Here is a 12,116-nt window from a genome sequence, read left to right as displayed (position 1 = left end):
AACGCGTCCGGCCTGGACGGCGGAACGATCGGCGGCGGCGCTCACGCGGCCTGCTCCAGCGCGCCGGCGGGCACGCGCGGCGGCAGCCCGCGCACCGCCTCGGCGATGGCGCGGATATGGTCCGGGCTGGTGCCGCAGCAACCGCCGACCAGGTTGAGCAGGCCGTCGCGGGCGAAGCCGCGCAGCACCTCGGCCATCTCCTCCGGGGTCTCGTCGTAGCCGCCGAAGGCATTGGGCAGGCCGGCGTTGGGATGGGCGCTGACGTAGTACGGCGACACCCGCGCCAGGGCCTCGATGTGCGGGCGCAGGTCGCGCGCGCCCAGCGCGCAGTTCAGCCCGATCGACAGCGGCCTGGCATGCGCCAGCGAGGTGTGGAAGGCCTCGGCGGTCTGCCCGGACAGGGTGCGGCCGGAAGCGTCGGTGATGGTGCCGGAGATCATCACCGGCAGGCGCGCCCCGCGCGCCTCGAACACCTCCTCGATCGCGAACAGCGCGGCCTTGGCGTTGAGCGTGTCGAAGATGGTCTCGATCATCAGCGTGTCGGCGCCGCCGTCGACCAGGCCCTCGACCGCCTCGCGGTAGGTCGCGCGCAGCTCGTCGAAGCTGGTGTTGCGGAAGCCGGGGTCGTTGACGTCCGGGCTGATCGAGGCGGTGCGGCTGGTCGGGCCGAGCACGCCGATCACGAAGCGCGGCTTGCCCGGGGTGGCGGCCTCCACCGCGTCGCAGGCCTTGCGCGCCAGCGCGGCGCCGGCGCGGTTGAGCTCGTACACCAGGTGCTCGAGGTGGTAGTCGGCCTGGCTGATCGCGGTGGCGTTGAAGGTGTTGGTCTCCACCAGGTCGGCGCCTGCCTCCAGGTAGGCGCGGTGGATGCCCTCGATCACCTCCGGCCGGGTCAGCAGCAGCAGGTCGTTGTTGCCCTTCAGGTCGTGGCCGCAATGCGGGCCGTGGCCCTCGTGCTGGGGGTGGTGCTGGCGGTCGTAGCCCTCGGCGAAGCGCTCGCCGCGGTAGTCGGCCTCGTCCAGGCCGTGGCGCTGGATCATGGTGCCCATGGCGCCGTCGATCACCAGGATGCGTTCGCGCAGGGCCTGTTCGAGCAGGGCGACGCGTTCGGGATGGAGCCAGGGGAGGGAGCGGGACATGGTCGGCCTCAGGGCTTGTGCGCGATCAGCGAGATCACTTCGAAATGCGGGGGGCGGCGTTCGCGGGTCACCGTCTCCAGGCTGGTGACCACCAGCCCGGACTTCTCGGCGAACTTGCGCAGCTCGCGGGCGGTGAACCCGAGGTTCACGTGGCCGTAGGTCTCGACCACGGCCTTGTGTTCGTGGCGGGCCAGGCTGGTCAGCAGCAGGCGGCCGCCGGGGCGCAGCACGCGCGCGGCCTCGGCCACCGCCACCGCCGGGCGGTTGGCGTAGGTCAGGGCGTGCATCAGCACCACCAGGTCGAAGCTGCCGGCGCCGAAGGGCAGGGCGTGCATGTCGCCCTCGCGCACCTCGACGTTCTCCAGCCGGCGCAGGCGTTCGCTGGCGGCGGCCACCACCCGCGCGCTGGTGTCCACGCACACGTAGCGGCGCGAGTGCGGCGCCAGCAGCTCCGCCAGCACGCCGTCGCCGGAGGCGATGTCCAGCACGTCGCCGGTGTGCAGCAGCGGCAGCGCGCTGCGCGCCAGTGCTTCCCAGGTGCGGCCGGGGGAGTAGTGGCGCTCCATGTCGCCGGCCACCGAGTCGGCCCAGTTCTGGTCGGCCGCGCGCGCGGCCAGCACCGCCGGCAGGCGCTCGGCGTCCTGGCGCAGCAGCGGGTCGTCGCTTCCGGTGCTCAAGGCCTGCCACAATGCGCGCTGCGCCGGGTCCAGGCTGGCCTCGTCGAAGCGGTAGTAGGCGGACACGCCGGCGCGGCGGTCGCGCACCAGGCCGGCCTCCTTGAGCCGTGCCAGGTGGGTGGACACGCGCGGCTGCGCCAGGCGGGTGATGGCCGAAAGCTCGGCCACGGTCAGTTCTTCCAGTTCCAGCAGGGCCAGCAGGCGTACCCGGGTGGCGTCCGCGAACACCTTCAGCCGGGCCGACCAGTCCTCCAGATCCATAAATATCTTCCTATCGCGATATAGCGATAATTGTCCGCGCGACGGGGTGCCGCGGTCAACCGCGGCCACGGACCCGGGTCAGCAGGGCGTCCGGCATACGCCAGCGAATGGCGTAGTGGTTACAATCGCGACAAATACCGACCGGAGGGGTCCCCCGTGGATTTCAGCTTCACCGAAGAACAACTGATGCTGCAGGACGTGGCGCGCCGCATCGCCCAGGAAGTGATTGCGCCCAGCGCCGAGCATTTCGACCGCACCGGCGAGTTCCCGCTGGAGAACATCCGCCTGCTCGGCGAGAACGGCCTGATGGGCATCGAGGTGCCGGCCGAGTACGGCGGCGCCGGCATGGACCCCATCGCCTACGCCCTGGCCATGATCGAGATTGCCGCCGGCGACGCCGCGCACTCGACCATCATGTCGGTCAACAACTCGCTGTTCTGCACCGGCATCCTCAAGAACGGCAACGAGGAGCAGAAGCAGAAGTACGTGCGCGCCATCGCCGAGGGCCGCGAGATCGGCGCCTTCGCCCTGACCGAGCCACAGTCCGGCTCCGACGCCTCGAACATGCGCTGCCGCGCCGTGCGCCAGGCCGACGGCACCTACGTGATCAACGGCAAGAAGAGCTGGATCACTTCCGGCCCGGTCGCCCGCTACATCATCCTGTTCGCGGTCACCGACCCGGAAAAGGGCGCGCGCGGCATCACCGCGTTCATGGTCGACACCAGCCGCGAGGGCTTCCACCGCGGCAAGACCGAGCCGAAGCTGGGCATCCGCGCCTCGGCCACCTGCGAGATCGAGTTCGCCGACTACGTGGCGCGCCCGGAGGAAGTGGTGGGCGAGGAAGGCCAGGGCTTCAAGATCGCCATGAGCGTGCTGGATGCCGGCCGCATCGGCATCGCCTCGCAGGCCATCGGCATCGCCCGCGCCGCGTACGAGAAGACCATCGAGTACGTGAAGGAGCGCAAGGCCTTCGGCTCGCCGATCGGCGCCTTCCAGATGACCCAGGCCAAGATCGCCGACATGAAGTGCAAGCTGGACTCGGCGTTGCTGCTGACACTGCGCGCGGCGTGGCTGAAGAGCCAGGGCAAGCCGTTCTCGGCCGAGGCCTCGATGGCCAAGCTGGTCGCCTCCGAGGCGGCGATGTGGATCACCCACCAGGCGGTGCAGATCCACGGTGGCATGGGCTACTCCAAGGAGATGCCGCTGGAGCGGTACTTCCGCGACGCCAAGATCACCGAGATCTACGAGGGCACCTCGGAGATCCAGCGCCTGGTCATCGCGCGCAGCGAGACCGGCCTGCGCTGATCCACGGCCAGCGAGGCGACACCCCAGGGGGGGCGGGCAACCGGCCCCTTTGCTTTGCACGGATGGCCCGCGTGCTTCCGCGCGGCGTCCGGATCGCTTCAAATGGCAGGCCGAGGGGCAGGAAGGACGATGGGGCAGCCCGACGCAAACGCAGCAGCACCGCGCCGTACCGGGCGCGTACTGGCGTGCCTGCGCTGGGGCCTGGCCGCCGTGCTCGTCGCCCTGCTGCTGCTGGACCTGCTCTTCCCGCCGCCGCTGCCCGGCGCGGCCGGCGTCGCCACCGTGGTCACCGCCGCCGACGGCACGCCGCTGCGCGCCTTCGCCGACCGCGACGGCATCTGGCGCCATCCGGCCACGCCGGAGTCGGTCTCGCCGCTGTACCTGGAGGCGCTGCTGACCTACGAGGACCGCTGGTTCCGCTACCACCCCGGGATCAATCCGGTGGCGCTGGCGCGCGCCGCCTGGCAGTGGCTGCGCAGCGGCCGCATCGTCTCCGGCGGCTCGACCCTGAGCATGCAGGTGGCGCGCATCCTCGACGGCCACGACACCCGTAGCGGCCTGGGCAAGCTGCGGCAGATGGCGCGCGCGCTGCAGCTGGAGGCGCGCCTGTCCAAGGACCAGATCCTGCGGATCTACCTGGAGCGGGCGCCGTTCGGCGGCACCATCGAGGGCGTGGAGGCGGCCAGCTGGGCCTACCTGGGCAAGCCGGCCGCGGCGCTGTCGCCGGCCGAGGCGGCGCTGCTGGCGGTGTTGCCGCAGGCACCCAGCCGGCTGCGCCCGGACCGCCACCCGGAAGCCGCGCGCGCGGCGCGCGACAAGGTCCTGGAGCGGATGCAGGCGCTGGGGCGCTGGACCCCGCAGCAGGTGGAGGACGCCAGGATCGAGCCGGTGGTGGCGCGCTCGCTGCGGGTGCCGCAGCACGCGGCCCTGCTGGCGCAGCGCCTGCGCCAGCAGCATCCGCGTGCGCACCGCCTGGCCACCACGGTGGACGCCAACCTGCAGCGTGCCCTGGAGGAGCGCGTCGCCGCCTGGCTGGCGGCGCTGCCGCCGCGCACCTCCGCCGCCGTGCTGGTGGTGGACAACGCCAGCCTCAAGGCTTTGGCCTACGTCGGCTCGGCCGGGCTGGGCGATGCCGAGCGCCTGGGCCACGTCGACATGGTCCGCGCCTGGCGCTCGCCCGGTTCCACGCTCAAGCCGTTCCTGTACGGCATGGCCCTGGACGATGGCCTGATCCATTCGGAGAGCCTGCTGGTGGACGCGCCGCAGGACTTCGCCGGCTACCGCCCGGGCAACTTCGGCGAGGCCTTCAATGGCCCGGTCGGCGCGGCCGCGGCGCTGCGCCTGTCGCTCAACGTGCCGGCGGTGGACCTGCTGGACCGGGTCGGTCCGGCGCGCTTTGCCGCGCGCCTGGAGCACGCCGGGCTGCCGCTGCGCTTCCCGCGCGGCAGCCGGCCCGGGTTGCCGCTGATCCTCGGCGGCACCTCGGCGCGGCTGGAGGACCTGGTCGGCGCCTACGCCGCCCTGCAGCGCGGCGGCGTGGCCGGGCAGGTGCGCTACCGCGAGGAGGATCCATTGCTGCAGCGCCGCCTGCTCTCGCCCGGCGCGGCCTGGATCGTGCGCGAGGTGCTGCAGGCGGCGCCGCGCCCGGGCCATGCCAGCGGCGCGTTCGGCTCGCGCACCCCGCCGGTGGCGTGGAAGACCGGCACCAGCTACGGCTTCCGCGACGCCTGGGCGATCGGTGGCACCCGCCGCTATACCGTGGGGGTGTGGGTAGGGCGGCCGGACGGAACGCCGCTGCCGGGCCAGTACGGGGCGGTGACCGCGCTGCCGTTGCTGCTGGACACCCTCGACGGCTTGCCGCACCAGCCCGGCGACGCCGACCCGCTGCCACGCCCGGACACGGTGGCCGCGGTGGAGGTGTGCTGGCCGCTGGGCCTGGCCGCGGCCGAGACCCCCGGGCCGCTGTGCCAGCGCCGGCTGCGCGCCTGGACCCTGGACGGAGCGGTGCCGCCGACCTTCCCCGAGCGCGGGGCACGGCTGTGGAGCCCGGGCCGCGAGCGCTTCCTGGTCGACGCACGCAGCGGCCAGCGCCTGTCGGCCAGTTGCCGGCTGCCGCACGTGGCCCGCGAGGCCGAGATCGCACGCTGGCCGGCGCTGCTCTCGCCCTGGCTCAGCGCGGCCCAGCGCCGGGCCTCGGCGCTGCCGCCGCTGGCGCCGGACTGCGCCGACGACGGCCGCGAGGCGGTCGCGGGCCTGCACGTGGAAGGCATCGCCGACCGCGCCACCCTGGCCCCCGCGCCGGGCGGCGGCGGCCGCCTGGAACTGCAGCTGCGCGCGCTCGGCACCGAGGCGCCGGTGCAGTGGCTGCTGGACGGACGCTGGATCGGGCGCAGCGGGGGCGGGCGCCCGTTCGCCTACGACTTCGCCCGCGCCGGCGCGGGCACGCACGTGCTTTCGGCCCTGGCCGACAACGGCGCCTGGGCGCAGGTGCGGTTCCGCATCGCGGGGCTGGAGGACGGGCGCGCGCCCGCCGCGGCGCAGTAGCGGCCGCGCTCAGCCGGGCAGGTGCTCGAGCACGTAGTCGGCCGAGGACACCTTGAACTCGCCCGGCGCCTCCACGAACAGCGCCCGGACCACGCCGTCCTCCGCGTACAGCGCGAAGCGGCGTGCGCGCAGGCCCATGCCGTAGCCGCTGGCGTCCATCTCCAGGCCCAGGGCGCGGGTCAGGTCGGCGTTGCCGTCGGACACCAGCTGCAGCCCTTCCGGCGCGTCCAGGGTGCGGCCCCAGGCCTGCATCACGAACGGGTCGTTGACCGCCATGCACACCACCTCGATGCCGCGGCTGCGGAAGTCGTCGAAGCGCTTGATGAAGCCGGGCAGGTGCTTTTCCGAGCAGGTCGGGGTGAACGCCCCCGGCACCGCGAACAGCACCACCTTGCGGCCCTCGAACAGGGAAGGCGTGTCGATGTTCTCCACGCCTTCGCGGATGCGCTTGAGCACGACTTCGGGGATGGGGTCGCCGATCTGGATGGTCATCGTGGTTCCTCGCGCGGGGCGGATGCGGTGGCTGAACGCAGTCTAGCCGCACGCGGGTGGGGCGTCCGTGCACGGGTGTTGAAACCGCGGCCGCGGCTCCCATCTTGCGGGCATGGCCGCCAGGCGGCCCCGCAGACAGGAGAGTGACGACATGACCATCGTTCGCTACAACACCCTCAACGCCCTGCCGGCGCGCAACCTGCAGGAGGAGTTCAAGCAGGTCTTCGAGCGCTTCTTCGGCGACGTGGCCGGCGACCAGTCCGACGTGGTGACTAGCCAGTGGGCGCCGCGCGTGGACATCAAGGAAGAACACGACCGCTTCGTGATCTTCGCCGACATCCCCGGCGTGGACCCGAAGGACATCGAGGTGCAGATGGACCGCGGCATGCTCACCCTCAAGGGCGAGCGCGCCAGCGAGCAGGAGGACGGGAACGAGCGCTACACCCGCCGCGAGCGCGCGTGGGGCAGCTTCTACCGCCGCTTCGCGCTGCCGGACAGCGCCGATCCCGACGGCATCACCGCCACCGGCCGCAACGGCGTGCTGCGCATCGACATCCCCAAGCGCCCGGAGACCACGCCGCGCCGCATCGAGGTGAACTGAGGCCGCGCCCCGGCCGTCCGCCCGCGCGGGCGGACGGAACCGGGAGCGGCGTCCGGTCGCCGCGCCGCGGCGCGGCGACGGCAGGCCTTAGAATTCCGGCCCGTGGCGTCCGCGCCGCGGGCCGTCGTGTTTCCAGCCCCGGGCGACGCCGGGGCGCCAGCAGGGTAGTTGCATGGAGTTCAAGGATTACTACGCGATCCTCGGGGTCGAGCCCGGCGCGGGCGAGGCCGAGATCCGCTCGGCCTACCGCCGGCTGGCCCGCAAGTACCACCCGGACGTGAGCAAGGAGCCGGACGCGGAGGAGAAGTTCAAGGCCGTGGGCGAGGCCTACGAGGCGCTGCGCGACCCGCAGAAGCGCGCGGCCTACGACCAGCTGCGCGCGCGCGGCTACCGCCCCGGCCAGGAGTTCCATCCGCCGCCGGGCGGCTTCGACGGCGCCGGCTTCGACTTCGACGAGATCTTCGGCGACATCGGCGGCCGCCCCGGCGGCGGCTTCAGCGATTTCTTCGAGAGCCTGTTCGCGCGCCAGCGTGCCGGTGCGCGCGGCCCCGGCGCGGCCGGTGGCGCGCAGCCGCGCGGCGATACCCGCGCCAAGCTGGCGGTGCCGCTGGAGGCGGTCTACCGCGGCGACAGCGTGCGCATCACCCTCAACGGCCGCCAGCTGGACGTGAAGGTGCCCAGGGGCATCCGCGCCGGGCAGTCGATCCGGCTGGCCGGCCAGGGCAACGGCGGCGGCAACCTGCTGCTGGAGATCGAATACCAGGCCCACCCGCAGTTCGAGGTGGACGGGCGCAACATCCTCTACACCCTGCCGCTGCCGCCGTGGCAGGCGGCGCTGGGCACCACGGTCACGGTGCCGACCCTGGGCGGCCCGGTGGAACTGCGCGTGCCGCCGGATTCGGACAGCGGGCGCAAGCTGCGCCTGCGCGGCCGCGGCCTGCCGGGCACCCCGCCGGGCGACCAGATCGTGGAGCTGGAAGTGCAGGCGCCGGCGCCGACCACCGAGGCCCAGCGCAAGGCCTACCGCGACCTGGGCCGCGCGTTCGGGGAGTAACGGGCGCGGCCCCGGCGCGCCGCGCATCCATGCCCGCCGTCCGCGGAAGGGGGCGCCTCCAGCTTTCCACCGCCGCCGGTGCCGAGGCCGCAGGCTCCCGGCGGCTCGTCCCGCCCCGGGGGGTGCGTGTCGTCGCGGGTGTGAACGTCACTGCTCCGCTTGCGCGGCACGACGGCGGCAGGCCGGCGCGGGCAACGCCGGCGACCAGGCGGGTCAGGCCGTGCCGTCGGAAGGCTGTGCCGGCGCGGCGGCACCCTGGCCCAGCAGCCGGTTGATGACCTCGGCCAGCTCGGCCTCGGAGAACGGCTTGGTCAGGTAGGCGCGCGCGCCCTGGCGCATGCCCCACATGCGGTCGGTGTCCTGGTCCTTGGTGGTGACCAGCACCACCGGGATGTCGCGGGTCGAAGCCTCGCGCGACAGGGTGCGGGTGGCCTGGAAGCCGTTGAGGTTGGGCATGACCACGTCCATCAGGATCAGGTCCGGCAGTTCGGCCTTGGCCACTTCCACCCCGGCAGCGCCGTCCTCGGCGGTGAGCGTCTGGTGGCCTAGCTTCTCGACGATCCGCTGGATGCCCAGGAGCTGGGAGGGCGAATCGTCCACGATCAGGATGCGGGCCATGCGGAATCCCCGTTGTTTTCCCCTTTGCCGGCGAGTGTAGTCGGTGGTGGCCCCTGTCGGAAGCCGCCGCCGGACGGGCGGTAGCGCGTGCGGGCTGGGCCGGGCCTAGAATCGGCGACCGGCCGCAGCCGGCGGCCGGACCTTTCGGGGAGGGAAGGAATGGCAACGATCCGCATGACCCTGGCGCGGGCCGCCTGCGCCATGCTGTTGGTTTTCCCGCTTGCAGCCGCCGCGGCGGCCGCGCAGGAACCGGACGCCGCCGGCGCCCGGCAGTGGCGTTTCGGCAGCACGCCGGTGTGGCAGGACGAGTTCGAAGGTGAAGGCCCGCCGGACCCGGCGCGCTGGAGCTTCGACATCGGCGGCCACGGCTGGGGCAACAACGAACTGCAGTACTACACCGACCAGCTGGCCAACGCCTTCGTCGCCGACGGCCTGCTCACGATCGTGGCCCGCAAGCAGCGCGCCGGGAAGCTGCGCTACACCTCCGCGCGCCTGGTCTCGCGCGGCAAGGGCGATTTCCGCTATGGCCGGATCGAGTTCCGCGCGCGGTTGCCGGTGGCGCGCGGCAGCTGGCCGGCGCTGTGGATGCTGCCGACCGACAACAAGTACGGCAACTGGCCGCGCTCGGGCGAGATCGACGTCATGGAGCACGTCGGCTTCGACCGCGGCGTGGTCCACCAGACCGTGCACACCCAGGCCTACAACCACACCAAGGGCACGCAGCGGGCGGCGCAGAAGCGGGTGGAAGAGGTGGACACCAGGTTCCACCGCTACCGGGTCGACTGGACCCCGGACTACATCCACGGCTACATCGACGACGAGAAGGTGTTCGAGTTCGCCAACGAGGGCACCGGCCCGGACGCCTGGCCGTTCGACCAGCGCTTCCACCTGGTGATGAACCTGGCCGTGGGCGGCAACTGGGGCGGCGTGCAGGGCGTGGACGATGCCGCCTTCCCGATCTGGCTGGAGGTGGACTACGTGCGGGTCTACCCGCTGGAGGATGCGCCGCAGTAGGCCCGCGGCGCGGCGCTGGGGCCTGGCGGGTCCCGGCGCCGGCCGCCGGAGGCCGTCCGGCGCGGCGGGTAGCGCACCGGGCGCCCGCGCCGCGCCCTTACCCGATCCGCACCACCGTGCGGCCCAGCGACTGCCCGGCCAGCATGCGTCCGAACACCTGCGGCAGCTCCTCCAGGGTGACCTCGGCGGTGGCGATGGCGTCCAGCCGTGCCGGCTTCCACTCGTCCGCCAGCAGCGCCCAGATGTCGTCGCGGATGTCGCGCGCCGTGCCTGCCGAACCGATGCCCAGCAGCGACACCCCGCGCAGGATGAAGGGCATCACCGTCAGCGCGTCCAGCCCCGGGCTGGCGGCCAGGCCGGCGGCGGCAACGTTGCCGTAGGGCGGGGTCTGCGCCAGCAGGCTGACCAGCATCGGCCCGCCGACGTTGTCCAGGCCGCCGCCGAAGCGCACCGACTCCAGCGGACGGCTGGCCTCCAGCGCCTCGCGGCCCAGCACCTGGCTGGCGCCCAGCGACCTCAGGTATCCGGCCTGGTCGGCCTTGCCGCTGACCGCGTGCACCTCGTAGCCGGCCTTGCTGAAGATCGCCACCGCCATCGAACCGACGCCGCCGGTGGCGCCGGTCACCGCCAGCGGGCCCAGCTCCGGGCGCTGGCGGTTCTCGCGCATGCGGTACAAGGCCAGGGCCGCGGTGAAGCCGGCCGTGCCCAGGACCATGCTCTGGCGCAGGTCCAGGCCGCGGGGCAGGGCGACCACCCATTCGGCCGGCAGCCGCACGTAGGCCGAGTAGCCGCCATCGCGGGTCTCACTGAGGCCGCAGCCGGTGACCAGCACCTCGTCGCCCTCGCGGAACTTCGGATCGGTGGAGGCAACCACGTGGCCGGCCACGTCGATCCCGCCCACCAGCGGGAAGCGGCGCAGGATCTTGCCCTTGCCGGTGCCGGCCAGCGCGTCCTTGTAGTTGACCGAGGACCAGGCGGCCTTGACCACGACCTCGCCCGGGGACAGGTCGTCGAGCGTGACCTGCTCGATGCCGCTGCGGTAGCCGGCCTCGTCGTTGTGGATGCGGAACGCGGGGAAGGGAGCGGCAAGCGACATGGTTGGTCCTCCGTCGTCCCGGTGCCGCCGGGACCAGTCCCCGGATTTTCGCGAGCGGACGCGTGAAAGCAAAGCGGCGCCGTGGCCGGGGCGTGGCATGGGAGCACAGGCCCATCCATGCACTGCAGGCAGCGTGCGCGGCGAGGCGCGACGGTTTACTTCATGACGCTGCGGCGCTTCCCGTCGATCCGCGCCGGGAAAGCGCCAAGGCGCTGGCGACGTGTGGCGCGTCGCCACGCGCCAGCGGCCTGGCCGCCATCACGGCGGTTTACTTCATGACGCTGCGGCGCTTCTCGTCGATCCACTTGCTCGCCTGCGCCGGCTGGTAATCCCGCATCCACGCCAGCATCTGGTCGATGTCGCTGCCGTACCACAGGTCGGCGCGCTGGTCCGGGTGCAGGAAGCGCTCCTGGACCATGCGGTCGATCATGCCGATCAGCGGGGCGTAGAAGCCCTCGATGTCGAGGAAGGCGCAGGGCTTGTTGCCGATGCCCAGCTGGCGCCAGGTCAGCATCTCGAAGATCTCCTCCATGGTGCCGAAGCCGCCGGGCAGGGCGACGAAGGCGTCGGAGAGCTCGAACATGCGCATCTTGCGCTCGTGCATGGAGCCGACGATCTCCAGCTCGGTCAGGCCGCGGTGGGCCACTTCCCAGTCGGCCAGCTGCCGGGGGATCACGCCGGTGACCTCGCCGCCGGCGGCCAGCACCGCGTTGGCGACGGTGCCCATCAGGCCGACGTTGCCGCCGCCGTAGACCAGGCGCAGGCCGTCGCGGGCGATGCGCTCGCCCAGGGCGATGGCGCGCTCGGCGTAGGCGGGCTTGGAACCGGCATTGGAGCCGCAATAGACGCAGATAGAACGCATGGATCAGTTCCGTTGGGGGAGGGATGGGGGAATGCCGGGGCGCATGGGGCGCTGTTCAGCCGTTGCCGCGGTCGCGGCGCAGCCAGACCAGGACGACCAGGGCGAGGCAGGCCACGCCGACGGCGCTGAAGCCGGGGCGTCCCCCATGGACGGCGCCGAGGATGAAGAGCACGCCGGCGGCGCCGTACAGGGCGGCGGTGGCGCGGGGTGGAAGTCCCTTGTTTTCCATCGCTCAGCTCCTGGTTTGGCCGGAACCGGAAAAACGCGAAGCCGGGCATTGGCCCGGCTTCGTGCCATGGCTCGGGAGAGCCTGGCTGGCGCCGTGGCTGCCCGAGGCAGCCCGGCGTCGTGCCGTAGCCCCAGGTTGGGGGCGGCCCGCGCCAACGGCGCGGAACGGCGGGATGGCAGTACGCATGCAGGCATCCGCCGCGCGGATGCCTGCATCCACGAGGC

The 12,116-nt window shown here is 72.7% G+C and carries 12 protein-coding genes; 5 read left to right on the top strand and 7 right to left on the bottom strand.

The window, feature by feature from the left end:
• Positions 1-41: 41 nt before the first annotated feature.
• Together EIM48_RS06370 and EIM48_RS06365 are read right to left on the bottom strand one after the other, a co-directional pair.
• Positions 42-1,139: a homocysteine S-methyltransferase family protein gene (locus EIM48_RS06370; RefSeq protein WP_125111318.1), complete on the bottom strand. Its 1,098-nt coding sequence runs from the start codon at positions 1,137-1,139 to the stop codon at positions 42-44.
• 8 nt (positions 1,140-1,147) lie between these two features.
• On the bottom strand, positions 1,148-2,077 hold the full coding sequence (locus EIM48_RS06365; protein ID WP_028914688.1) for a metalloregulator ArsR/SmtB family transcription factor: 930 nt from the start codon (positions 2,075-2,077) through the stop codon (positions 1,148-1,150).
• Positions 2,078-2,233: 156 nt separating this feature from the next.
• Here EIM48_RS06365 and EIM48_RS06360 point away from each other — a divergent pair, with 156 nt between their 5' ends.
• Together EIM48_RS06360 and pbpC are read left to right on the top strand one after the other, a co-directional pair.
• Positions 2,234-3,382 carry an acyl-CoA dehydrogenase family protein gene (locus EIM48_RS06360; protein WP_028914687.1) on the top strand — a complete coding sequence of 383 codons (1,149 nt, stop codon included), beginning with the start codon at positions 2,234-2,236 and terminating at the stop codon, positions 3,380-3,382.
• A 129-nt stretch (positions 3,383-3,511) separates the two neighbouring features.
• Positions 3,512-5,926 carry a penicillin-binding protein 1C gene (gene pbpC / locus EIM48_RS06355; RefSeq protein WP_125111317.1) on the top strand — a complete coding sequence of 805 codons (2,415 nt, stop codon included), beginning with the start codon at positions 3,512-3,514 and terminating at the stop codon, positions 5,924-5,926.
• Positions 5,927-5,935: 9 nt separating this feature from the next.
• On the opposite strand, the gene EIM48_RS06350 is transcribed toward pbpC, so the two are convergent.
• Complete coding sequence (locus EIM48_RS06350; RefSeq protein WP_019399735.1) at positions 5,936-6,418, bottom strand: peroxiredoxin; 483 nt, start codon at positions 6,416-6,418, stop codon at positions 5,936-5,938.
• 151 nt (positions 6,419-6,569) lie between these two features.
• On the opposite strand from EIM48_RS06350, the gene EIM48_RS06345 reads away from it, so the two are divergent.
• Positions 6,570-7,019 (top strand): Hsp20/alpha crystallin family protein, encoded by a 450-nt coding sequence (locus tag EIM48_RS06345; protein WP_019399736.1) that lies wholly within the window; start codon positions 6,570-6,572, stop codon positions 7,017-7,019.
• Positions 7,020-7,191: 172 nt separating this feature from the next.
• Entirely contained in the window at positions 7,192-8,073 is an 882-nt protein-coding gene (locus tag EIM48_RS06340) for a DnaJ C-terminal domain-containing protein (RefSeq protein ID WP_019399737.1), read from the top strand.
• A 213-nt stretch (positions 8,074-8,286) separates the two neighbouring features.
• Here the strand turns inward: EIM48_RS06340 and pilH are convergent, their stop codons facing one another.
• A complete protein-coding gene (pilH, locus tag EIM48_RS06335) occupies positions 8,287-8,691 on the bottom strand; it encodes a twitching motility response regulator PilH (RefSeq protein ID WP_028914685.1) in 405 nt (134 codons plus the stop codon).
• 159 nt (positions 8,692-8,850) lie between these two features.
• On the opposite strand from pilH, the gene EIM48_RS06330 reads away from it, so the two are divergent.
• Positions 8,851-9,705 carry a glycoside hydrolase family 16 protein gene (locus tag EIM48_RS06330; protein ID WP_028914684.1) on the top strand — a complete coding sequence of 285 codons (855 nt, stop codon included), beginning with the start codon at positions 8,851-8,853 and terminating at the stop codon, positions 9,703-9,705.
• A gap of 97 nt (positions 9,706-9,802) precedes the next feature.
• On the opposite strand, the gene EIM48_RS06325 is transcribed toward EIM48_RS06330, so the two are convergent.
• From EIM48_RS06325 to EIM48_RS06315, 3 genes are all read right to left on the bottom strand, one after another.
• A complete protein-coding gene (locus tag EIM48_RS06325) occupies positions 9,803-10,801 on the bottom strand; it encodes a YhdH/YhfP family quinone oxidoreductase (RefSeq protein WP_125111316.1) in 999 nt (332 codons plus the stop codon).
• A 268-nt stretch (positions 10,802-11,069) separates the two neighbouring features.
• The gene (locus EIM48_RS06320) at positions 11,070-11,663 is read right to left on the bottom strand and encodes a TIGR00730 family Rossman fold protein (protein WP_019399741.1); all 594 of its coding nucleotides are present in this window, start codon (positions 11,661-11,663) and stop codon (positions 11,070-11,072) included.
• Positions 11,664-11,718: 55 nt separating this feature from the next.
• A complete protein-coding gene (locus tag EIM48_RS06315) occupies positions 11,719-11,892 on the bottom strand; it encodes an MFS transporter (protein ID WP_125111315.1) in 174 nt (57 codons plus the stop codon).
• Positions 11,893-12,116 lie beyond the last annotated feature (224 nt).

Origin of the sequence: Pseudoxanthomonas sp. SGNA-20 (assembly GCF_003931635.1) — a bacterium.
GTDB lineage: Bacteria > Pseudomonadota > Gammaproteobacteria > Xanthomonadales > Xanthomonadaceae > Pseudoxanthomonas.
This window is presented reverse-complemented; position numbering and strand designations above follow the sequence as displayed.